This window comes from Aquimarina sp. AU119 (assembly GCF_900312735.1).
GTDB classification, from domain to species: domain Bacteria; phylum Bacteroidota; class Bacteroidia; order Flavobacteriales; family Flavobacteriaceae; genus Aquimarina; species Aquimarina algiphila.
This window is the reverse complement of the sequence record NZ_OMPF01000015.1, coordinates 205,651-231,440: the sequence shown is the minus strand read 5'-3', so window position 1 is coordinate 231,440 and position 25,790 is coordinate 205,651. Positions and strand designations below refer to the sequence as shown.

Here is a 25,790-nt window from a genome sequence, read left to right as displayed (position 1 = left end):
AAACAAAGGGATTACAAACAACACAATATCAAAACTTAGCTTTTATTTATTACCAAACAAAGCTCCCAACCCTACTTTGATTTCTTGTTTTTCTACTTGTAAGTTATTCTTTACAGTTGCCTGAATTTCATCATAAAAACCATCCCCATCTCCATAAATAAGTCTTATGATGAGTGATCCAATAAATCCAAAATTATTATTTAAAAGGTTTAGCCACCATTCTAAAGTATCTTCACCAAAATTGATATATGTTTTACCATCAATATCTTGTAATGAAATTACGGTTCTGTGATAGGCATTTTTTATGACGGTAAATGCATCATTTGACTTCCCAGATACAACTTTGCTAATCGCATTATTTGAGGCATTAGAAGACTTATACGTATACTTGTCTCCAAATTCATTTTCAAAAAGTTGATTAAGACTTTTGATGTTTATTTTCTCTTCTGTATAATATACTTTATGTATTCCCATTTTTTAGTTTTATAAGATTAACCCTGATGTACTTTTCACTGTTCCATCTCCATCAAGTTCGAATTCAAATTCGAATTCCTGGGTCCCTATGATTCTTTCTCCGTAAATCGTATTTCCTTTTTCTTTTTTGGTGGCTACTATAGTAAAACTAGATACTATTTTATTATCTGACTCTACAGAAAACCCCCAATCTACCAACCTATAATTAGTAAACTCCTGAGTTTTTTCTTCAACTAATTTTTGACTGTCTTTAAAGGCTATTTCAATACGATCAAAACCTATATCTTTTAATGCAACAGTTCCTGATGTTATATCTGAGTCAATTTCTGTGGGTTCTTGTACCTTTCCTAGGAAAACGATATATACTTGCGAAAACACTTTTTCGTTTTCGGGATACATGATTTGAGCCATTTCAAAAGTCCCTGATTTATCGTTTTTAGTCAAAAGGTTTAAACTATGAACTTGTTTATCTTCTCCAAAATTGCTAAAAATAACTTCCTTCAAATCTTCAATCCCATCTGGAGTCATAATCAGGATATCTTTTCCCTGACCAGGAGCACATGAAGAACCTAGAAATATCAGTACTAATATTGTTATACTATATATTACTTTCTTCATATTATTGATCTATCGATAAAACTCCATTCTCATCTACTTCAAAACGAAAATCATAATAATTAGTCACTATATTTCTACCTTCTCTTGTTGTAGCTTCACCCTTCTTAGTGGCTTCTACATAAAAATAAGAAGTTACTTTTTGGTCTTTATTTACTTCAAATTTCCAACTGTAAAGAGTAAAATCTTCATACTCGTCTGATGCGTCTTCTATAAACTTAACTGCCTCTTCAAATTTTACTGAAATTTGATCCAAGTTAAATTCTGAAGCCTTTATCTTTCCGTATTTTCCTTTCTTTTCAATTCTAGCTTTTTTAGGATCGTCTAAGGTTTTTCTAGAATTAGAGTAATATTGTTGAAAATCAATATCATCTTGATTAAAATCTACACTAAAACTTTCAAAATCACTAGTGAGATGGTCAACCGCTGTAATGTCTAATGTATATAATTCTGTATCTTCTCCATAAGTTTCTGTTAAAAGTGTTTTTAACTCTGTTAAATCTTCTGGGTTATTGATAGACAACGACTTTAATGGATTACTACAAGCCACTACTAAAAAGCCAAAAATAGCTATTGCACAATATGTAATTTGTTTCATAATTTATTATTTATTTGATTTTGCTTATTAAAATTTATTTTCTCTTACTCTTTTGTTTTGTTATATACATCATTTATAAACTAGAAATAGTTTTTTGCATCTACATTCTGTTTTTGGGTTTCAGAAGCATATTCCCATTCCCTCTTTTTCATTCCTATAACAGTTGCAATTATATTAGCAGGAAAACTACCTATGGCATTATTATAATTGGTAATAGTACTGCTTACATATCTTCTCCCGGCAGATATCTGTTCTTCGACCTCATTCCAACTCGCCTGCAAATGTGTAAATTGTGTACTTGCTTTTAATTCTGGATAGGCTTCTAATTGCAGCATTAGGCCTTTTACAACTTCAGTTCCCTGCTTATCTTCTGTAGCTGTAGAGGTTGAATTTACATTCCTTAAAGCCGTTACTTTCTCTAAAGTTGTAGACTCGTAATCAATATATTGTTTCACCAAAGTAATTAGATTGGGTAGTAAATCCGATCGTTTGATAAAAAGAGCATCTAGAGAGGAAATAGCATTTTCTATCTGATTTCTTACTCTAATCAACTTATTAAAAATCATGATTAGCATTACAATCAATGCTATTACTACTCCAAGAATTATTAAATTCGTATTCATCATTATGCTACTTTCCATATGTTAGTACTTAATTTCAATTCTTCGATAAAAGAAAGTTGATCATACAACTCTTTATAAAAACCTTCTATAGCATCATTTTTTGTAATGGATTTAAACAATTTTGTTTCAAATTGATTGATTCTGTTATTATTTGCTATCGTTATTCTATCATCTTTAAAAGAAATAAAGTATTGACCTTCTCTATCCTGTGATAATTGTTTTACTCTTAGCATTAACGAAGTACTTAAAATGTAACGCGCTTCAATTTGATCCTTTGCATAAACATCGTAAAGTTTCATAAACTCTGGATCTTCTAGCATTACTTTTTCCCCCAGGTCAAAGTTTAAATGATCTTTTATATCATTTCCTCCTAAGGATTTCCATGATTTTTTAGGAATAAGAAATACGGATTGATTAAAGCTTTTATTAAACTCTGCCATAAAGACCTGTCCTTTAAACACCTGATCCGGAGAACTGTTTTCTTTAGAAAAACTCAAAGTTCGTTCTACCGTTAGGTCACAAAACTGAAATGGAACGCCTTGATGATTTCCAAGAATTTGATCATTCCCTTTTAGGTCATACTGCTTCTCTTGAAACAGGCCTATATCCAAAAATTCTTTTAAGGTAATATGTCCATGTAGAATATATCGAAAGTCTGGATTCATAAACTGAATCATGGGTTCAAAGATCTTTCTTTTAAACTGGTAGTTAGTATCTGCCTCTATTGATTTTCCCTTTCCTCTTATTTTGGTGAAATATATAACCAAATAGTATATGGCAAACACACCTATAAAAGCACCTATAAATACTTCTGTGCTTATTTTTATCGTTTGGGTTGCCTGTAAATATTGAAAACCATACCACCCGGCCATAAATACACCAATGATAACAAAATATAAGATGTAGTTCTTTTTCCCTTTTACTCTTTCTTCTTCTATTTTTTCTATATCTGGCATCAAGGTACTCTTCATAAACGGTTTAAATAATTCAACAGATTTTAAAGGTTCTTTTGATGTTTTTGTTTCAGTTAATTCGTACCAATCCTTACTATCCTTTGCTTTATTACCACTGCTTATTATCTCTTTCAATGCCGGTATAACGTGATAAGGAACTGCAAAATTATATCCCAAAGTATTGGTTTTTATACCTTCTTTATTTACTAAACCAATATTTACAAATTCTACCGGACATAGGTTTAATTTTATTTTTATTAGTGGTATTACTATTTTATACACTGTATTTTGATGTATTCTTTCTGCCATACATCCTTCTTCTAAATGTGCTATAAACTCAGCTATAAGTGCGGGTCTTTTATTAAGTATATATAATTTCCGAATGGGAAATATTAGATATCCAATAAAAACTAGTGGAAGTATATATTGATAATAATTACTGTATGAAGTTGTCAAATTAGATATGAAACCTTCTAAGGTTTTCACAAAAATTTCTGCAGCAAAAAAATAAATTAAAGATGCAATAATAATAATGGTAAAAAGAATTAAAACATACCCTAATACAGTAAGCTTTTTATCTCTTTGATGTTCTTCTAACAGGTGTTTTCTAAGTTCTAAAACATTCATTATCTATCAATAAAATTATAATTACTTTATTTTTATTTACTATCTATAATGCACATATCGAATGCTAAACTAATCCATAGGTTATGTTTAGAAAACAGCAAATTTATATTCGTTACAAATTTTTTAAAATTCGCTACACGTAAATATTTTTTCGATTTTAGAAGTAATAGTTACTTTATGAAGAAATGTAAAATGAGTAGTAATAAGAGTATTTGAATCAAAACACAGAACACTAGCAATAAGGAGCTACGTTAAGTAATATCATTTTCTTACAGCAATTTTATATTCTAAAAAGAATAGTTATGATGACAATAACATTCTCAAATAAATTAGTTAGAATATTTTAGAAATAATCTCTTCTCTTTTCCTTGTAGATACAGGAATTTTAGTTTCATTTGCCAAAATTAAATACCCTTTTTTATCATATCTATCAATATAATCACGATTTACTAGATATGATTGATGTGATCTAATAAAAACGTTTTGAGGTAATTGTTTTTCGAATTCTACGATAGAACCAGAAGCCAGAAACTTTCTGCCGTCGCTTAAATAAAATGTAGTGTATCCTTTATCTGATTTGCAATATAACAATTGATCTAAAATCACAAACTGAAGACTTTCTTGAGTACGTAAAACAATTTTCTTTCCTTCTCCCTTAAGATGATTCTGAACAATATCCATTTGTTTTAGAATGTCTTTAGTATTGATATTACTTACTTTTTCAATAGCTTCTTTAAGTTCATCTATTTCTATAGGTTTTAACAGATAATCTACTGCCCCTATTTTTAATGCCTGAAGTGCATATTCTTCATAAGCAGTAATAAATATTATTTTAAATTCTAGATTTTTAGTTTGTTCCAAAAAATCAAAAGCAGTGCCATCTGCAAGATTAATATCTAAAAAAATCAAATCTGGTTTACAGGCATTTGCCAAAATAACCGCTTCGTTTACAGATTCACATTCTCCTAATACATTTATCTCAGTATCTAATAATTCTAACAAATTAAGCAAGCCTTTTCTAATATACACTTCATCTTCAATGAGTAATGATTTAATCATATACTATTAATTTTATAAGGGACTACCAAAGTAATTAATATTACTGGTTTGTTATATATTTTTTTAAATTTCAGCCATTTGTTGTATTGCACAAATATCTACTAGTTCATTTTTACCTTTTAATTTAAGAGCTCCGATTTCTTTCACAGAAAACTCTTCTTCTATTTGTATATCACTCAGCAATTCAGAAGAAATCAAAAAGAATTCATTGTACGTGTTGCATTGTGACTGAATTCTGGCAGAAATATTAATTACATCTCCGTGATATGCTAATTCTTTTTTAACCGTCCCTACCTCAGAAACCATTATTTGTCCACCATGCAATCCTGCCTTGAACTCTGGAGAAACTCCGTATTTATTTAGATAATATTCCTTTTTTTCATCTAGATTGTTTTTAAAACTAAAAAATATACCGATACATTTTTGTTGGGATATTCCTTTTCTATAAGGCCAACATAATACCGCTTCATCACCAACATATTGATAAATCTCGGCATCATATTTTGGAACTACATCATTAAGGTCATAAAAACAGTCTTGTATAAATTGGCTATAGGCATAATGTCCTAAATTTTCTGCTATAGTTGTAGAGTCTTTTAAATCTAAAAACATAAATATACGTTTCTCCTCCTGCGGATTTTTGTATTTTCCTAAGAGCATTTTTAGAAAAACTCCTTTGCCAAATTTTTCAACTGCGATTGTAATAAACGAAAAAACAAAAGAAACCAGAACCAGATATATAATAATGGCCCAAAATGACTTATCATCCCTCCACCATCCTTGTTCTGTATTAAAGTCAACGTTAAAGATTTTAGATGAAATCTTTAACATCATGGTAAAAATAGTAATGGTGATAGTAAAATCAATAAAGCTCTTAACAATAATTCTCAACCCCAAAGTTATTTGTTTTGAAAAGAATTTATCAAAAATAAAATCTACTGTAGCATATATTAATCCCAGAAACATTCCTAATATAACAAAAGCAAATAAAGCTTCTTTAAATCTAAAATCTGGATTCGTCTGTATCCCTACTTCTTCATCTATCCCAAAAAATCTAAATATTACATAACATCCCAGGGCAATCCCCCAAAAAAAGATAGATTGCCATAAAAGTGTACTATATTGTTTAAGGTTTCGATTCATCTTCTATAATTTGGCACTAAAATACTCCAACAATTTTTTAGTTTATATTTTCTGTCAATTTACCATTTTTGGTTCTAACCATAGATATCCAATACAGATTAAAAAAATCAAAAAGAATCCTAAAGGGTTTACTAATCTAAAAGCTTTATTTTCTTCTTTACTCTCCTTTGAGGAAACAGCAGAATACTTGTTATTTTCTACTATTTTTTCATAATGAGTCTGCGATCTCCAATGAGAAGTATGAGTAACAAAGTATGGAAAGACTTCTGTTGTATCTTGTTGTATCAACAGAGTGTCCCATCCTAAGGTTTTTGGATATGTAGTAGCACTCCATAGGTTAGATATATCAATATCTTCACGCATTGAAATTTTATATCCATTTATCGTATTAACCATAGGTTTGGCTATAGATGTTCTTAACTTGAATTTAAAAGGTTGATTAATATATGCTATATTTCCTCTTGACCTCCATTCTGCTGAAGGAATTTCCTTATTACTTATACTACTAATCAATTTTGACCATAATTCCTGATAAACTTTAGTCCGGCCATTCAATACTAATTCATACGTGTTTTCTAATACTGTAGTTCCTATTCTTCCTTTCCCCATTGGTTTATATGCAGATAGTACTTGATTGTTGGTATTTTTATGAATTGGATGTAATAAAAATTCATCTTTAAAAAAGAAAGGGGATTTAGAAATTTTTATTTTTGATTGACCTTTAAGATTTGTCTCTACGTTTTTTTGGGTAACAAAATCAAATGAGCCAAAGTTTCTCGAAAATCTAAAAAAGTCCTGATCAGACTGTATAAAAAGGCCTAAACCATTTTCTCTGATCGAATTTCTTAAAACTGTTCTGGATGTTTTTCCTAATTTCTTAAATGAATTTGCATCGATAATAACCAAATCAAAAGGCTGTAGATTTTTTTCTGAGAAAGTACCTATAGGTAGTCTTTCCATATTAAAATATTCATATTTGTATCTTCCTTTGGTAATTTGACTTCTAACTAATACCTGATGCCCCATTTCTGCCAAATAATTTTTTAAGTATTTGGTTTCAAAAGTTGGAAATCCATTCACTATTAATATTTTTAAGGGAATCGGATCTTCTACAAGAAGGGGAATTGGATTTTTAGAATGAATTTTACCTGTAGTATCCTTTTCTATCAGAGAGAAAACAAATTTCCCTGGTAGATTGAGTTTTGTAGATAATCCAAATATTTGTTGCTCATCACCCCCTAATGAAACTGAATCTAAATATACTCCTCCCGGACCTTCTAATACTAGTTGATTTTCCTTTTTAGGCTTATGATAAAGCCCATTAAATATCATTTGTTTTCCCACGGTATTTTTGTGATCATAGGTAAATCTAATCACTCCTGAGGGTATCGAATCGTTAAGGTATTTTACTTTACAATTATCGAATTGCCAAAAGTCGAAGGGTTCTACACCATAGCCCAGTATAAAAACAGAATCCGGAATATTTATATCTTTAAAAATTAACTGATTGATGTTATACTTGTATACTTTAATTCTTTTGTGAACTTTCTTTATACTGTCTAACCTTACCTGATCATAACCTTCTGTCAGTATCACCATTTTTGTAGCATCCCCGGGCACACTTATTACTGGCTTTAATACCAAGATAACAAGAGCACCAATAGCTAAAAATGATATCATTACTTTGATCCAAAATCTAGGCTTCTTGTTTGAATACCATTCTTTCCAAATAAAAACACACCATAACAGGATTGCTCCTATACTTAATGGCCACATCAATTCTGCATTCAAAAAAGTAAGGTTATCAATCATGAACTTCAAGTTCTTTTAATAATAATTCATTAATCTCGCCAGTTAGTACTTTTCTTTTTACTGCATTATACTTTAGTTCTGGAAGTGCATCAAATAAACCTCCTTGTATTTCAACCAATGCGGACAATGGTATTTTTTTATTTTCGGTAGTTCTTTTTAATTTTTGTAATGTTCTTAGATATTTTCCTGGATTTTCAAGTGCTTTGATAGCCAATTCATTTCCTGCTTTCTCAAAAAGTTTTCTATCATCATCATTAATCTTTTCTTTACCTACTATCAATTCTTCTAATCTTAAGATTGTTTGTCGTATCGATGGATATATCTCTGGTTCTTGTAATTCTTCTTTTTTCCTAAAATTAGATACTTCTTCTATTTTACCCGTAAGTCTTTTATCCTCCTTAATAGGCGGTGGATCAAAGCCAATTCGATGTACATAGACACGAGCACTGTTTTTAATCTCCTGTATAAGTTTTAATGCTCTATATTGATATGGCAATGATTTCTCTGGAGTATATAATCTTAAATATAGTTCTGCATCCCACATCTCATTTAAGGCCTGTCTTAGTTTACTTTTTAGAGATTGTGTAAATAGCGTAGATTCTTCGGGATCTTCATGGTTATGTAAGTATTCATGTAAAGGATCGTTCTTTTCTTCACTATCTCCTTCTTTATGATCGACCAGATTGTGCTCATTATCGCTATCATGTTTGTGTGTATATTGCTCCAAAGGATCTTCTTCATCATGATCTTCATCTCCATGTTCGTCTTCATTAGAAATCTCAGGATTTTCTTGATTAACAAGTTCTGATTCTGATTCGTCCCCCATGAATTCTGCATATTTAAGGCGTAGTACTTTTTGGTCAAAGCCTAACTCATTACTTTTAAAATTAAATTCTTTTTTAGTCAATTTTGATTTCTCCCGAATTAACTTTTCTGTATCTATAATCAATTGTCGTTGACTTCTAAAATAATCGGGCATTAAATCTACTCCCATAGTACCTTCAACTGCAAATTGATCAGAGAGTGTATCTTTTATAACTGCAAAAAAGGTTTCACTTCTAGATGTATTAGACATCGGTTGCTTGCGATCCAAAGCTTCAATATAAAAATAAAGTTCATCTCCCGGCTCCATTTTCATCTTATCTAAATCTATACTTTTTAATAACTTCAAATTTTTACTCCCTCTAATAACCTTAGTATCAAAGCTTAATTTTTCTTCTCTAAACTTTACTGATTCCCCAGAGCCTTTGCTTACTGTAGCAATAATATAAACATCTGCAATTCCAAAATCATCAGTAACAGAGGTTTTAAAAGAAAGCTTTTTATTTTCATCAAACTCGAAGGAAGTAAACTGTTTTAGTCCAATAATCTCTACTCCAGGACCCCTATCCTTTATCATTTCTATAGCATACAAATCAGAAGTATATGATGTATTTTGTACATCGGTATATCTAAAATTATAAAACCCCGAAGCATTCAATGTAGAAGTTTGAGTATATATTTCATTACCATAATTCATGGATTGACTACTTCCCATACTTTCTATAGTTACATCTTTTATATGTGTATTAAACTTGATTCGCCAGGTTAATTTTGAACCTTCTACTGCTTTTACATCCATTTTTGTAGTTCTAAAAGAAGGTATTTGTGTATAACTTGGATAATCTATAATTAATTCCTGGTGTTCTAATTTAGGTTGCTTACCTCTTTTTGAAATTGAATCTGTAGCTGTGAAAACTATTGTATTTGCAGGTATTTTTGGTTCCTTTGCCTCTTGTAAATAATTGATTATCTTAAATTGATACATTAGAAATCCTACTATTGCAAATAAGCCCATAATGACACTTCCTCGTAACAAATTGCTTGGTGGACTAATAGTACCCAATTTCTCCACAAGTTCTTTCGCTACTTTATATTGTTGAAGCTTTGCCAGTCCTGATAATTGTTCTTCTGGTAATAATAAAAGGCCAGTACTATACTCTGCTGTATCCAGATGTTGATCTATGTAACCACTTACTTTTTTTAAATTGGGCCTCCATGGTTTTATAAAAATAAACATAAATCCAACTAACACTATCGATACAAGTATTGACCAAAGTAATTTGAAGAATAAAAAATACACCAAAATAGCTGGTCCAAGAGAATACAGTAAAATCTCAACCCACAACATGAATTGCCAACGTCTCCTAAACCGATTTAATATCATATTTCCTGTCATCTTCATTGTCTTCTGTATTTTGCTATTATACGTTCTATAATTAATAAGAAGACTAATACTATCCATAGCCATTGTGAGATATCAAAAATTGAAGCATTTTTTTTATCAATTTTGAGATTAGATACTAAAGGAGATAATTCTTTTATATCCATGACCCGTTTGTCATACAAATCAATTTTTTCTTTTGCCTCTTTATGTATATCGATTAAATATAAAAGTTCTTCAGAAAGATGTTTATTAATACTATTTTCTGTATTAAGGGGAGAGGTTAAGTAAAAGGTTCTGGAAGAAGGTCCTTCTTCAATAATATTATGAGCCAACTCATCTGGTCTATATGCCAATACTTTTGCAGAAGTCTTTGGAATTGGATTCTTAGACAACCATACCATCAAATCAAAAGTATCAAAATCAATCGTATCCTTTTTCTTTTCAATTTGCAATTCTACAGGTCTATTAATATACTTTGATATTGCTCTAAATGCTGCGTTGCAATACTTCATCTCGTTAGATAAACTATCTTCATAAAACAATAGTATAGTAATGGTTTTTTCATTGATTAAAGGGATACTATTTTTTTTCTTTTCTAACGAAAAAATCAAACTATCTTTTGATGTGTTTAATGTTATGCTATCGCTATTAGAAGAAAGAAGCTGCTTATTAAAAGATAAACCATCATGATCACTTGATACTGACAAAAGTTGTATTTTACTTTCTTTTTTAACCGCTTCTATAGGTTGGTCAAATGGTTTTTCCAGATCGAGAATTACCCAGTTAACATCTTTATTTACCTTAGGGCGTATACCTTTTATCCCTGATCTAAATCCATTAGTAAAAACCACAATACTATCGGTTTCAAGAGTTTCCATTTCTTTAGCTAATTGCCAATAGTTTGGTACTTTGATATCAACACTATCTAATTGATCTTTTTGAAGTTCTGGAAAATCGGTTTGTAACATTCTTAAGGATTCTCCCTCTTCTATTGTATCGAGAATAGTATATATTTCTTCATATTGCAATAAAGAGGATTCAAAAATATATGTAATCGGTATTGTGCTTACTTTCTTTTTTATTTGAGGTCCGGCGATAATAACAATAAGCACACTAAGCAACACTAGTCTTAGTACTAATAACCACAACTCATTGATTTGAATACTACTGGTTTGTTTTGAATCTGATTCGTCCAGTAATTTGATACTACCGATTTTGATTGTTTTTCCCTCTTTTTTACTCCACAGATGTATTGCTATGGGAACTAGGAGTCCCAATAAAGCCCATAGATATGTAGGGTTAAGAAAGAACATATTACATTAATCTATTTCGTTTCTTCAAAAATACCTGTAGCGCTTCTCCTATATGCTCATCCAATCTAAAAAGATGATAACTAATTCCATTTGCCAATAAAATGTCTTTTGTCTTTTTCATCATTTCTTCTAAGGATGACAAGTATTTCTTTTTTGCAGTTTTAGTATCTATTTTAAGTTTCATTCCCGTTTCAAGATCTTCAAAAGTAACCGTCCCCTTATAATCAAATTCTAATTCATTCTTTCCCATAAGGTGTAATACCACAACTTCATTTCTTGGGGTTTTTATTTTTTTAATAAAAGAAGTAAGTTCTTTATGATGTTCATATAAATCAGTAATAAAGAAAATCAACTCTTTCTGACCGCGATCATGAAAATTATTTGATTCCTTGGAGTACTCTGGCCATTTTCCTTCATTCTGAATATTAATCAACTCTAATAACAAACGATTATAATGTTGTTTCTGAACTTTTGGATACAAATTATATAAATTATGATCATTAAGTGCAAAAAGACCAACAGCATCTCCTTGATGATGTGATAAATATGCTAAAGAAGCTATTAAGATTCTTACGTAATCCATCTTAGATAATCCTTCCTCCTGATGGAGCATCGACATACTTGCATCTAAAATAAATTTTACTGCAATATTGGTTTCTACTTCAGATTGTTTTATGTAGTACCTTCCTGATCGTGCTAACATTTTCCAGTCCAGCAATCGTAAATCATCACCCGGTTCATAACTCCTGAATTGACTAAACTCCATTCCCGGACCAACACTAATACTATGATTAAGTCCCGATAAATAACCATCTACTATTACACGCGAAATCAATGCTAATCCAGAGACGCTTTTTATGAGTTCAGGTTTTAATAATTGATGATAATCCTGTTTCACTTATTTAATTTTTGGGTACAGTAATCTCCTTTAGTAGTTGACGAGTAACATCGTCAGCTGTTATATTTTCTGATTCTGCTCTAAAATTTACAATAGTCCTATGACGTAATACGGGAATAGCCACATGTTTTATATCTTCTAGAGTAACAGATAAACGTCCTTTAATCAATGCACGAGCTTTGGCTGTTAATATCATTGCCTGACCAGCTCTTGGCCCTGCTCCCCAACTTACCCAATCCTTTACGTATGCATTCTTTGTAGTTTCTGGTCTTGTTGCACGAATTAATCTGCTTACATAAGTGATCAATTCATCACTAATAGGAACTTCTCGAACAAGATATTGTAATCTTATGATATCTTCACCGGTAATTACTTTATTGAGTGTTTCCTTTTTAACACCTGTAGTATTTTTTAAAATCGTAGTTTCCTCTAATTCATTGGGATATCCAATTTTTATATATAGCAAGAACCTATCCTGTTGAGCTTCTGGAAGCATAAATGTCCCCGATTGTTCAATAGGGTTTTGAGTAGCTAGAATAAAAAATGGTTTATCCAACTCATATGTTTTCCCAGAATAGGTTACTTCAAACTCTTGCATCGCTTCTAATAAAGCTGCCTGTGTCTTAGGTGGTGTACGGTTAATCTCATCTGCAAGTATAATATTAGCAAAAATTGGTCCCTTATTAAATTTAAAAAACTTCTTTCCAGTACTATAATCTTCTTCCAATATTTCGGTACCAATAATATCTGAAGGCATAAGATCTGGAGTAAATTGTATCCTCTTAAATTTTAAATCAATTGCCTCTGCCAATGTTCTTATCATCAACGTTTTTGCTAATCCAGGAACACCTTCTAACAAGGCATGCCCACCGGCTAAAAAAGTAATCAATAATTGTTCTATGGTTTCTTCCTGACCTGTAATTATTTTACCTATTTCTTTTCTTAAATCACTAAGCTTTCCGGTTAATATATTTACCTCTTGCTCAATACTTGCTAAATTTTTATCCATCAATATATTTTTTATGATGTAAGTGCATATAATACTATATTCACTCCAAAACGAGTATTATCTATCTTATACCACCTTTTATTTCTAAAATCATAATCCCACTCGCAACCATAATCTTTATTACTAAATAAAACTCCTATTCTACCATTGATTATAATTGCTTTTAAATAATCGTGTACTATATCATCCCCCCATCCATTAAGCTCTTGAGAAGTAGTAGGTGGGCCATCTTCAAATTTGAAAAACACATTGTATATCTCATGATTATTGGGAATTTTCTTTAATTGTCCAGGTCCAAAAATATCTTCCATTTGGCGTTCAAATGATTTTGAAAACAAACCATCTATATCATGATTACAATCATCAGCAAATACAAACCCTCCATTATTGACATACTTCTCAAAATTCTCCCGCTCTTTTTTAGTAAATTGAACCAACTTATGACCTGATATATAACAAAATGGGCTTTTGAATATCTCCTCGCTACTTAATGCTATTATTTTTTCCTGAGTATCTACCTCTAAAGTTGTATACTCAACAAGAGAGTTTAAAAGATTGGAAGGCATCCTTTGATCAACATCCCAATCCCCAGACTCATACTGTAATCGTGTGAAGAAAAATTTGTTACCCAATGCAGTTTGTTGTTTTAAACTTTACTATTACTCCTATTGTTTCTACTATACATTCCTGATGAAGTAATCTAAAAGAAAAAACTGGTCATAATGAACTCATCAAAATGACCAGTATATAGTTATGCTATAGAATTAAACTGCATCTGATAAACTGGTAAATGTAAAATCTCTTACTTTCATATAAGGGACTAAATTACCATTCATCCTAACTTGTTTACCAAGTGTTTCTAGATTATTTAGCATAATGATCGGGCTTTCATTAAATCTAAAATTTTTCACAGGATGTTTTATTTTCCCATTCTCTATGTAAAACGTTCCGTCACGGGTAAGACCTGTATATAATAGTGTTTGAGGGTCTACGGTTCTAATATACCATAATCGAGTTACCAAAATTCCTTTTTTAGTACTTTTTATAAGATCTTCTAGAGATGCATCACCTCCTTGCATAATAAAACCATTAGGAAAAGGAACAGGATCAACTCCCTTCTCTTTTGCCCAATATCGGCTATAAGCTAGGTTTTTTACCACTCCATTCTCTACCCAGCTTGTTTTTTTCAATGGTTGTCCTGCGCCGTTCCATGTACTGGTTGGCACTTCAGGATGTAAAGGATCAGACCATATATTTATGCGTTCATCTACTATTTTTTCTCCTAATTTAGTTCCTCCACCTTCTTTAGACATAAAGCTTCTTCCTTCATCTGCTGTACGGGCATTAAACGCTCTTGCCATATTACCCAACAATCCTATCGATGCTGCTGGCTCCAGTATTACGGTATATTTACCGGGCTCAATAGCTTTAGCTTCTTTTGACATCAATGCTTTGTTTATTGCCACATTAGAAGCTTCGACAGCATCAAACTTACTTATATCATTATAATCTCTAGACACCCAACCTGATCCAGTACCATCATTAGTTCTCATAGTTACTGTAAAATCAGAATTGGTCTCTTGATTATAAGCAAAAAGTCCACTAGAATTTAACATTGCACTAAAACTGGATGAGTCATTAAAAAATCCAGCTGCTGTAATATCTTTTGCAGCTGCAGGTTCAATACTGCTGCTTGCAACAGTAGCCCGATACTCTGGAGTAATCTTGGCTGTAGCTTCACTAAACGTGATTGACTTATCATAGGTCTGAGGACCTAATGGAGCCATAAACTCTGGGTTTTCTGGTGAAAGTTTTGCTAATTCTTCTGCTCTTTTCACAACTTTCTTTAAAGATTCATCATCAAATTCATCAATCGTTGCTGTACCAGATTTTTTACCAAAGTTTGATTGTACTACCAAGGTTTGATTTGATCTGTGTCCTGCTGTAGACACCGTATTACGTGCATAACGAATGTTACCACTTTCACTTCCACTTATATTAATTTCACAAGCATCTGCGGTAGAAAAGCTTAAAGCTTTCTCCATGATTTTTCTTGCTTCTTCTTTTGTATATATTGCCATGATATTGTTAGTATTTGTAGTAAATCAATAGTTTAAATCGCTCTACCTGTATTGATTACATTTACGTTATTAAACCTGGTAGTAGCACTACCGTGAGACACTGCACTTATCTGAGAGGGCTGGCCTTTACCATCGAAAAATGAACCGAACATACGATAATCACTCTGATCACATATTTTAGCACATGAGTTCCAGAATTCTTGAGTATTTGATTGGTATGCAACATCATCTAACATACCTACTATTTCTCCATTTTTAATCTCATAAAACACGGTACCTCCAAACTGGAAGTTATATCGTTGTTGGTCAATAGAATATGAACCTCTACCGGCAATATAAATTCCTTTTTCTACATCCTTAATCATTTCTGCAACAGAGTATTTCTCTTTACCTGCTTCCAGAGATACATTTGGCATTCTTTGAAACTGCACATCATTCCAACTTTGTGAGTAACAACACCCGTGAGATTCATTTTGACCAATCATATGTACTTGATCACGAATTGCTTGATAATTAGTGAGTACTCCATTACGTACAAGATCCCATTGTTTGGTTTTAACGCCTTCATCGTCATAACCTACAGCACCTAAAGATCCTACTTGTGTCTTATCTGCAACCAGATTTACAATATCACTTCCGTATTTAAAGTTTTTTGTTTTCCATTTATCTAATGTGGCAAAACTAGTTCCTGCATAATTTGCCTCATATCCAAGAACTCGATCAAGCTCCAGAGGGTGTCCTACAGATTCATGTATTGTTAATCCTAAATGATTAGGTTCTAAAACAAGGTCATATTTACCAGCGTCTACAGATTTGGCAGTAAGTCTTTCTTTGGCTTGTTTTGCTGCCATGGTAGCATCTTCTACCATATCATAACTTCCTCTATATAATTTTAGGCCAGCTGGGCCTTCAAGTTTTTCTGAATCTAAACCATCCATATATTCATACCCCATTCCCATCGGAGCACTCATTGCCTGACGTGATTTAAATTTGTTCGAAGCCCGATCTATAGCAGTAACTGTAAATGTTGGCCAAATACGATGTACATCCTGATCGATATAAGATCCTTCTGTAGAAGCAAAATACTTCTGTTCATTTACCATGAATAAACCAGAATTCACAAAGTTTGCTCCATTTTTTAATGCTGCTGCGTTAGCACTTAATAATAAATCTACCTTTTCTGAAATAGGAACTTCTTTGAAATCTTTCTTTATTGGCGTTTTCCACGAAACCTCTCCATGAGAAGCTACCGGAGCTAACTTTACCGGTACTTTTTGAATTTTTGAATTGGCCTTTGCAATTGCTACTGCTTGATCTGTAGCTTTTTTAATCCCTTTTTCAGAAACTTCATTGGTAGAAGCAAATCCCCAAGTACCATTTGCAATTACACGAATTCCTATACCAAAGGATTCTGTATTAACAACATTCTGTACTTTATCTTCTCTTGTAAAAACATATTGATTTAAATATCTTCCGATTCGAGCATCGGCATAAGTCGCTCCTAAAGATTTTGCAGTATTAAGAGCTATATCTGCCATTCTTTTTTTGATTGCTATATCCATTCCCGGATGTAGTAATGCTTCTGCGGAAATATCATTTCCTAAGAGCAGGGATGGCATCATTAAAGCGCCTGCTCCTAATCCCGCGTATTGAACAAAGTCTCTTCGTTTCATATAAGCTTCCTTTTTTGATTGAGTGAATATTAGTTTATTATTAGTAAGATTCTTTATGATTACCCTAAAGAATTCTGTATATAATCTTTATTACAAAATTAAAAATAGTAGTATCCCCAAAGCTCCATCATCACTATTTTTACCAACTTTTTTCAATATTCATTGAAGTACTATTAAAATAACCTTTTTCAAGAAACATAACGTGTACATTCAAAACACAGATCATTTTATATAATTCAATAAAAACCATTTAATACCAAGAAAAAGATAATTGTTTCATCTTTTTATAATTAGTATTGCACTAAAAATAGAAAAATTATATCAAATAACAATAATCATCAAAAACGCTTAAAGAAGGATTGTTTTTAAGTTTATCAGTATAAAATCAATAAAAAAAACAAAAGTAAATCACTCAAAAACAGATACTTAAATAAAAAAAGTAAATATCACAGTAAATACATTTATAAAAGTACATGAATAAATCACGATATATCGGCAAGGCTAAACTTTTGTTAAACTTTTGTATTCTTAATCTGACAAAACACATATCAAATTTGGCTTATAAAGTTTAAACAAAGTCAGGAGATGATTTACTTTGAATTAATTATTGATCAATAATTATACATTTAAAGAGTATTAAATAAGAGTTTTATAAGGCATAAAAACCGAAATAATTAAGAAGCATTAACCTAACAACTAAAGATTATTCTTTATTTCCAATAGCAAATCGAATTAAAATCTCGTGGGTTCCTCTGGAAACATTTGCTATTTCATTTTCTAAAGAACCTTCATAAGCATAACCAAAATGCAGCCATTTTTGAATCTTTATGGTAGCAAAACCACTAAACGCATTATCAGTTCTGTAAGCCGTTCCTAGTTCGAATTTATTATAGAACAAAAAACCTCCAGTAAAATCAACCGAAAAAGGGGCTGTATCGACATATCTTAATAATACTGAAGGTCGAAATTCTATATTGTTACTTAATTTAAGATTATAACCGGCCATCCCATAAAAATGGGAACGCTCTGTAGCTGTTGTAACTATTCCAGACTCATCATCAATCCTATCATTATTTAACAATCTTGGAACAGAAATAGATAAAAACCAATCTTCATGTTTTAGATATCCACCAATCCCAATATTGGGGTTAAACTCATTGACATTCGATAATAAAGGGTCCTCTGTAGCTCCAAATGTGAGTAGTCCATTTGTATTTACATCATAAGAATTCCCCCCTGCTTTTAACCCTAGAAAAAGATTTATTCGCTCATTTAACGGTAATTTATATGAAAAATCAATATAGATCCCTGTTTGCTTTTCTATAAAAGTTTGATCATTTACTACTGAAAGTCCAAGTCCCATGTTTTTACCTATGTTAGTATCAAAAGAAAGGCTCTGTGACTCTGGAGCACCTTGAACGCTTGACCACTGACTACGAATATTTGTAGTAAATTGTATATGACCTTCTGATCCTGCATTAGCAGGGTTTAGCACATTTTTATTATATCTATAAAGTGTATAATATGGTTCCTGTTGTGCATATACTCCCGTTATTGTTAAGAAGAGTAAAATGATTACTATATATATCTGTAGTTTCATGTTTTTGATAGATTGATTGTGTGCTTACTTTTTTTGAATTAATAATTTATATATAACCATCCATCCAAAGGTTTAACCCCATTCTTTAGGTCAACGATAAAATAATAAGAGCCTTGAGGTAGTTGATCACTTTTAGACTTGTATACTCCGTTCCAGTCATTTTGATATCCTTGTTTAGCAAATACTTCTTTACCCCAACGGTTATATACTTTTACAACCGAATTTGGAAATTCTTCTATATCCTTAATAACCCAGGTATCATTTATACCATCATTATTTGGAGTCATAGCCTGCGCAATCGAAGTTTTTGAAATGGTCGGAACTATATTATCTAAAACAATAGTTTCCTGATCATTTGCCTGGTTACCGGCTATATCGGTTACCTCAACATCTATGATAATACTTCCTTCTACAAACCCACTTATATCGACATCTGTTGCTATCCAGCTACCATCAGACTCTACAATAGCTGTTGTAGTCACAGAATTTGTACCGTCAGAAAAAGTAACCGTTACCATTTGTCCTTCTTCTACACTTATAGTTGTTCCGGTAATGGTTACATCCTTATCCTCGATATCATTAACAATATCATCCCCTTCTATAGGTGTAATAATATCAACACTTGGAAAATTTATGAGTACGGTTACAGTGGATATATCTGTAGTACAACTGGTTATCATATAATCAAAACTATAAGCCCCGGCAACTAAACCTGAAGTATCTAAAGTTCCGGCGCTTGAATCAAAATTAGTACCGGGAATACTTCCTGTAGTATCCAAACTCCATATCCCGCCAGTATCTGGCGCCCCCAACAGGCTAGAAAATAGATCAATCACTATATCCGGATTGTTAGTATTAATCGTATTATTATTCCCTGCGCTTCTTTCGGTTTGCACGGAAACGGTCACCGATGTTGTCGAATTGACTACACAAGGAGCTATTGGATTCACTGTATAATCAAATGTGTAAACACCCTCTGTTGCTGGATCATACGTTCCCATACCAGAATTAAAATCACTTCCTGGGTTGTTTAGTGATAATGCAGAAACACTCCAAGATCCTGTTTCCTCACCAGAAAGTAAATCATTAAGATTGATAACGGTACCTCCAGTACAAGCATATAGATCAGTTTCAGTTCCTGAATTTGGCTTGTCAATCACTGTAATTTGTACAACATCTTCTGCACTACATCCTAACCCATTATCCATCTGTATTCTATACCAGGTTGTACTAGTGGGTGATACACTTGGTGTTATCGTTCCATTTTCAAAAGGACCACTCCAGGGTCCCGTTGATCCCGTTGTGCTATATGACCATTCATATCCTCCCGTATTACCTATACCAATGTTATTTTGTAAGTTGATAGTAATAGTATTTTCTATCGCTACGGATGGTGGTGGAGTAAAAGGTAGCTCATAAATTGTAGCCGTATTAGAAAAACAAGAATCATCTTTGATTGGTACATTAACAGCTCCACTATCATAAGTTACTATAGTTCCAGCTCCATTATTAAAAACCATAGTTACAGAGCTTATTTCTCCATCATCCAAATCCTGACAATCGTATATTTGTACTTTCCAACCTCCCCGGCTAATGTCATACCCTTCTACTGAAGACATGGTTATTGGTGTAGGACCAAAACCTCCAGAAAATGTTGCACAATTCACATTGTTATTAGAAGGGTTAGTATAATATGCATTATAGGTTCCTGTCAATGCTGGACCTGTCAAGGAACATCCATTATCTCTAGAAAACTTACAAATATCAAAAAACGGCAGTGTAGGAATAATTGTTGTATCATTAGTAAATGTTAAATTTTGTGCATTGGAAGACCCATAGCATGGACTTCCTCGTTCACTTACACCCAATCGAACAGTTACCATACCATCTGGAGATATTAAAGCATATCCTAGATCAGAAATATAGGTATGCGCAATATCAAAAGTAACAGAAAAAATAGTTGATGATGTAACTATAGTAGGAGTGTTTACAGGATCATAATACGTATATGATAAATTTAATCCTGTTCCTGATCCTATTAGACTTACTGCATCTCCATTACAAATAGTTTGTGAGGTTCCAGCATCTGCGGTGAGATTAGAATTCCATATCCAGGCTCTACCCTCTGTTATAGTTCCTGCATCATCTCTTATAATGAGATATCCCCCATCAGCCAAGTTTGTTTGTATTGGTGTAGAGTTTATCGCAAAGGGTACATATGAATTCGTAGCTTCATCAAAAAGGTACCAGTGATATTTTGCTCCTACTACCGTTGGACAACTTAATTCTCCATTATTTCCAGGGGTATCAAAAATATAGATTGGATCATCAGAGCCCGAAGAAAATGTAGCATCTGTGTATTCGGTCATTATAAAACCGCAAGAAGAAGGTGATGTTATTTCTAATTCTTTAGCATCTACAATAATAAGCACGACCTTAACGGATGACCCGTTACAAGGAGTTGTCCCAGTTACTTCATATCTAAACTCATAAGTGCCTGTTGTTAACGTAGTAATATCAACTACACTACCTGTAAGAGCAGCAGTTCCATCAACATCAATCCATGTACCACCAGCATCTTGAGAACCATCCAATCCATTTATTAAATCGGTTGAAGTATCGGTGCTCAAAACCACGATAGGACCTGATACTTTTCCTGAATTTGAAGCATTCACTAAACTTAAATTCCCTGTTGCAGCAATAGATGAATTTCCATAAGTGTCAAATACAATGATTTCAATAGCTCTAGCTATGGTTGTATTTGGGTTTGTGGCCTTATTAATATAATATAATTCACTAATTATATCTTGAAAATCACTAGTCGTTGCACTATTTATATTTGTTGCGATTAAAGTACTGGTTCCATTTCCCGTGATTTGGATGTCTTGAAAATTTGCAGGTATTGATAATTCTTCAAAACCAGTATCCTGCATATTTGTAAGATTAACTTCTATTCGCTCAATCCCATGAGGTGCATTTACAATAATATCAGAACCCTCAAAAGGTTTCGCTCCGCTAGTACAAATAGTCCCATTAAAATCAATCCCTCCAGCTCCTGTAGAATTATTACTATCTAATCTAACCCAGGGATTTGGTGCTAAATCTAGCGTAAATGGTTCTCCAGAAACAACCTCTACGGGATCTGCAACATAATATTCAACCGATAAAGTAGTCAGTGCAATATTGCTTTCTACCATCCAATAGGTTCCTGCTGTAGTGATAGTACTATTAGAACCAATATGAATCTGCGAAGTATTATTATTACTTACAAAATGACCAATCTGTCCTCCTGTAATACTCCCTGAAAATAATACCCCCGTATCTGGACTTGATATTTTAATATTTTCTGTTCTTATGAATTCACTATGCTCTTGCGAACTTAAAATAACCTGAACGGGTTCACTAAATGTATACGTATATGTATTACCCGAGACCCCAATGGTAGCTCTGCTATTATTAAAACTATTCCCTAAAATTAAACCTGGGGGAACAGCATTAATCTCTTCACTCACAGTTGCTGAACCTGATTGGGTAATATCTACTGTAATCAATGAAGTGCCATCTGCATTGGCAGATAAACTACTGGTTTGAAAATCGTTTTCTGGTAAAGTACCAGATAGAGTTCCCCAAGTGCTTATTATCTGTGCAGATACACTAGATGAAATCAATATCAAAAAAAATAGCATTGATATTATGTTTCTTTTTTCTGTATAGAATCGAGTATTAGTTTTCATTAATAATTATTTTGATGTGAGTTGCTCTCCATTAATTTTGATGAATATGTTTTTTGAACCAGATGTTATGTGAAGTACCAAAGATATAGGTGTGTGCATGTTGAATTCCGGGCAATCTTTGTTGAAAATCTGCCAATTCTAAGGTTTCCCCCTTTAGATCATATGGTTTTTGTTATGTATCTATCTTCTCCTAATTAATTCATCAAAATAAAACCTGATTGATCAATACCTTAACTTACCCCCCTTGTATTCTAATATCCAATAATAACTCCCAATAGTATCCCTATAATTACGAATCAAATTTGTGTAATTAATAGACCTGTAAAAAAATAAATGAGTGAATAGATCAATTCTTTTAGTGAATGCCTATTAATTATGAGTAAAGCGAATTGTAGGTAAGAAATTTAAGAAACTTCTCTTCGAAAAATATGAGGTTTACCATATCAAATTCCAGACAATCTCTGTTGAAAAGTTGCCAATTTTAAAGTATCTCTATGTAATCTGTTCGATTCATTATACCTTGTAAAACCATAACAAGTATCTATTGATGATAAGAATCATAATCATTTTATTGTTTTTAATAACCACAAGCATTGCTAAAGGGCAGGCGTCTATAGAAATGTTATCTATTAGTGTTCATGAAGGGGATATTTCATCTAAAGATACTTTAGAAGATTTAGAATGGGAGTCTTTACAAGGGTTTGATACTATGGATAGCACAATCCCAGTATATTGGTTAAAAATAAGACATAAAGAATCCACAAATGATTCAATAAAAAGCGGTGTGCTTTTACTTTCAAATTTGTTTGACCATGTAGAATCCTATAATAGTCCTCATTCTGATTCTGTTATTGCTATTACGGGAAAACTAGTGGAATACCAAGAGCGATCCATTGTTAGAGGAATTAATAAAAATGCATTACCTCTTAATTTTAATGATACAGAAACATTATATATCAAATTGACATGTATTCGAACTGAAGCATTGCTTAAACGCTCTCTAACTGACTTAGAATATATTTCCCAAAAGGATTTTGATGAATATTTCATTAGGACTCATACTTTTTTTGTCCTATTTACAGGAATGGAAATACTTATTTTCCTGATTTTTTTATTCCTTATCTATATAAAACCAACAAAGGATAATATTTACTATGCTTTTATGGTTATTGTAAGTTTATCAGAAGTTATTATCCGCAATAAAGTTTTTGATTCAATTTGGGGGTTAAGTGGTCCATTCCTTGCTAAAATTGAATTTTGTCTTGTGATATTAATGCTCTATAGTTTTTCTGCTTTTATTGCGCATTACCTCGAGATACAGAAGTATTCTAAATTTTGGTACAGAATAATGGCGTGGCCATATATTCTTTTGGGTATTCCTGTATATCTGTATTCAGATTATCCATTTCTTAGTGATTTAAATAATTTTTATTTCCTGATGACTATCATTGGAGCTTCGGTTTGTCTTATCAAATTTCGAAAACAAAACCCTCATAGAGCTAATGTCTTTTTAATAGCTATTAGTCCAATTGTCTTAAACGGAATTTTAATAATTATGGCATGGAAGAAAATTATACCGCACAATTTTTGGACACTTAACAGCTTGTTTCTAACTCTACTTTTTAGAGATGTTATTTTTATGATTGACCTGGTTTGGGGCTTTTTTCAAGATAAATCCTTAATTGCCATCAAAGAAATAGAAGTCAGTCAGCTTCAGGAAGAAAAAAAACAACTCAAAAAAATTGAGGAACTTAAAACCACTTTTTTCAATAATGTTTCTCACGAATTAAGAACACCACTTACCCTACTTTTGGGTCCATTAGAAAGTGTATTAAACAAAGGAAAACTAAATAAGGAAACAGAACAGGAATTAAAAATGTCTATGAAAAATGGAAAATACCTGTTGCAACTCGTTAATGAGATATTAGATTTATCTAAACTGGATCATGGACAATTAAGCATTATTAAGAAAAAACAAGATGTTATTCCTATTTTAAAAGGTATTATTGAATCTTTTAAAAAGTATGCTGCCGAAAATAAGCAAACGATCTATATCACGCATTCATCTGCACAAATATTTATAGATACTGATAGAGATATGTTTGAAAAAATGATGATCAACTTAGTATCAAATGCGATCAAATATAGCAAATCAACGGGAGAAATTCATATAACGGTAAAAGAGCACAAAGAATCGGTATCGATTACTGTGATTGACTCAGGAATTGGTATAGCTCCTTCTGACATAGAAGCTATTTTTAAAAGATATTATCAGGTGGATGGCAAGGAGTCTGTAAGCGGTACCGGAATTGGTTTAGCTATTGTCAAAGAATTCATTGAACTACATGAGGGTTCTGTAACAGTACAAAGTACTATAGGAAAAGGATCTTCGTTTGAGTTGAATTTTCCTGTAATATCAGATTCAAATCAATTGGATAAGCATATCATTCCATATGCAGTTAATCATACAGAATCTATTGATGTTAACAAATCATCAATCTTACTTGTAGAAGATAACCTCGATATGAGGCAATACCTAGAACGTCACTTAACCGAATATAACCTGTATCAGGCGGCTAACGGACACGAGGCATTAAGTCTCTTAAAATCTATCCAAAAACCAGACCTTATCATTACCGATTATATGATGCCCGTTATGGATGGAGTAGAATTTATTAAGAAACTAAAATCAGATGAAGATTTTTTAATGATTCCTTTAATTTTCTTAACCGCACGCACACTACAAAATGATAAAATTGAGGTATTACATATGGGAGTGGATGATTATATTATCAAACCATTTGATATGACAGAACTAAAACTACGTATCGATATTTCTCTCAAAAATTCTTTAAATCAAAAGAAAAGTATGCTATCTACTATTGATAAGTTTTCATTATCAGAGATGGCACAATTCAAAAAAGAATTAGATACTTACATTATTACCAATATATCTAACACCAAACTAAGTAACATCGATCTTGCTTATCATTTCTCAATCAGTGAACGTAGTCTAATCAGAAAAATTAAATCTGCAACAGGGCAAACCCCAGCTGCTTATATCAGAGAAATTCGTCTACAATCGGCAAAGCGTAAGATTGAATACAATGAAAGAGCCAGTATAAGTGAAATTGCCCATGAGTTGGGTATGAGTAACCTTCCTCACTTTACTCAGGCATTTAAAAAAAGATTTGGAAAACTACCTTCTGAATATTTTAGAAAAGATGACTAGTCTTAAAATTTTGACCTTACCACGTAACATCTGCTCATAAATCCTTCATCTCTTTTTGTAACAAGATTATTTTCTCTCTAACTACATAGAAAAGATAAATAGGTTATCTACATCCAAAATCTAACTCCTCCTTATAATCG

Annotated in this window: 18 protein-coding genes; 1 reads left to right on the top strand and 17 read right to left on the bottom strand. The window is 32.1% G+C overall.

What is annotated here, in order from left to right; translation table 11 throughout:
- Positions 1-42 precede the first annotated feature (42 nt).
- The 17 genes from DK442_RS14650 to DK442_RS14570 form a co-directional block, all read right to left on the bottom strand.
- Positions 43-474, bottom strand: coding sequence for a hypothetical protein (locus tag DK442_RS14650; RefSeq protein ID WP_109436646.1), 432 nt, complete (start codon positions 472-474; stop codon positions 43-45).
- Between the two features lie 9 nt (positions 475-483).
- Entirely contained in the window at positions 484-1,092 is a 609-nt protein-coding gene (locus DK442_RS14645; protein ID WP_109436645.1) for a hypothetical protein, read from the bottom strand.
- A 1-nt stretch (position 1,093) separates the two neighbouring features.
- Entirely contained in the window at positions 1,094-1,687 is a 594-nt protein-coding gene (locus tag DK442_RS14640) for a hypothetical protein (RefSeq protein WP_109436644.1), read from the bottom strand.
- 80 nt (positions 1,688-1,767) lie between these two features.
- The gene (locus DK442_RS14635; RefSeq protein ID WP_235010963.1) at positions 1,768-2,328 is read right to left on the bottom strand and encodes a LemA family protein; all 561 of its coding nucleotides are present in this window, start codon (positions 2,326-2,328) and stop codon (positions 1,768-1,770) included.
- Positions 2,313-3,890, bottom strand: a complete 1,578-nt coding sequence (locus tag DK442_RS14630; RefSeq protein ID WP_109436643.1) for a DUF3137 domain-containing protein — start codon at positions 3,888-3,890, stop codon at positions 2,313-2,315. Before DK442_RS14630 ends, DK442_RS14635 begins: the two co-directional genes overlap by 16 nt.
- Positions 3,891-4,223: 333 nt before the next feature.
- The gene (locus DK442_RS14625) at positions 4,224-4,949 is read right to left on the bottom strand and encodes a LytTR family DNA-binding domain-containing protein (RefSeq protein ID WP_109436642.1); all 726 of its coding nucleotides are present in this window, start codon (positions 4,947-4,949) and stop codon (positions 4,224-4,226) included.
- A gap of 63 nt (positions 4,950-5,012) precedes the next feature.
- The gene (locus tag DK442_RS14620; RefSeq protein WP_109436641.1) at positions 5,013-6,092 is read right to left on the bottom strand and encodes an adenylate/guanylate cyclase domain-containing protein; all 1,080 of its coding nucleotides are present in this window, start codon (positions 6,090-6,092) and stop codon (positions 5,013-5,015) included.
- Between the two features lie 54 nt (positions 6,093-6,146).
- Positions 6,147-7,904, bottom strand: coding sequence for a hypothetical protein (locus tag DK442_RS14615; protein ID WP_109436640.1), 1,758 nt, complete (start codon positions 7,902-7,904; stop codon positions 6,147-6,149).
- Complete coding sequence (locus tag DK442_RS14610; protein WP_109436702.1) at positions 7,897-10,128, bottom strand: tryptophan-rich sensory protein; 2,232 nt, start codon at positions 10,126-10,128, stop codon at positions 7,897-7,899. Before DK442_RS14610 ends, DK442_RS14615 begins: the two co-directional genes overlap by 8 nt.
- Positions 10,125-11,423, bottom strand: coding sequence for a BatA domain-containing protein (locus DK442_RS14605; RefSeq protein WP_109436639.1), 1,299 nt, complete (start codon positions 11,421-11,423; stop codon positions 10,125-10,127). The genes DK442_RS14610 and DK442_RS14605 overlap by 4 nt, the downstream gene beginning before the upstream one ends.
- A gap of 1 nt (position 11,424) precedes the next feature.
- A complete protein-coding gene (locus tag DK442_RS14600) occupies positions 11,425-12,321 on the bottom strand; it encodes a DUF58 domain-containing protein (RefSeq protein ID WP_109436638.1) in 897 nt (298 codons plus the stop codon).
- 4 nt (positions 12,322-12,325) lie between these two features.
- Positions 12,326-13,330 (bottom strand): MoxR family ATPase, encoded by a 1,005-nt coding sequence (locus tag DK442_RS14595; RefSeq protein ID WP_109436637.1) that lies wholly within the window; start codon positions 13,328-13,330, stop codon positions 12,326-12,328.
- Positions 13,331-13,341: 11 nt separating this feature from the next.
- Positions 13,342-13,962, bottom strand: coding sequence for a DUF4159 domain-containing protein (locus DK442_RS14590; protein WP_109436636.1), 621 nt, complete (start codon positions 13,960-13,962; stop codon positions 13,342-13,344).
- Positions 13,963-14,094: 132 nt separating this feature from the next.
- Positions 14,095-15,411, bottom strand: coding sequence for a TldD/PmbA family protein (locus DK442_RS14585; protein ID WP_109436635.1), 1,317 nt, complete (start codon positions 15,409-15,411; stop codon positions 14,095-14,097).
- A 32-nt stretch (positions 15,412-15,443) separates the two neighbouring features.
- Positions 15,444-17,084, bottom strand: a complete 1,641-nt coding sequence (locus DK442_RS14580; RefSeq protein WP_109436634.1) for a TldD/PmbA family protein — start codon at positions 17,082-17,084, stop codon at positions 15,444-15,446.
- Positions 17,085-17,787: 703 nt separating this feature from the next.
- The gene (locus DK442_RS14575) at positions 17,788-18,684 is read right to left on the bottom strand and encodes a type IX secretion system membrane protein PorP/SprF (RefSeq protein ID WP_109436633.1); all 897 of its coding nucleotides are present in this window, start codon (positions 18,682-18,684) and stop codon (positions 17,788-17,790) included.
- A 38-nt stretch (positions 18,685-18,722) separates the two neighbouring features.
- Complete coding sequence (locus tag DK442_RS14570) at positions 18,723-22,418, bottom strand: gliding motility-associated C-terminal domain-containing protein (RefSeq protein ID WP_109436632.1); 3,696 nt, start codon at positions 22,416-22,418, stop codon at positions 18,723-18,725.
- 547 nt (positions 22,419-22,965) lie between these two features.
- Here DK442_RS14570 and DK442_RS14565 point away from each other — a divergent pair.
- Positions 22,966-25,650 (top strand): ATP-binding protein, encoded by a 2,685-nt coding sequence (locus tag DK442_RS14565; RefSeq protein ID WP_109436631.1) that lies wholly within the window; start codon positions 22,966-22,968, stop codon positions 25,648-25,650.
- The last annotated feature ends 140 nt before the right edge of the window (positions 25,651-25,790 follow it).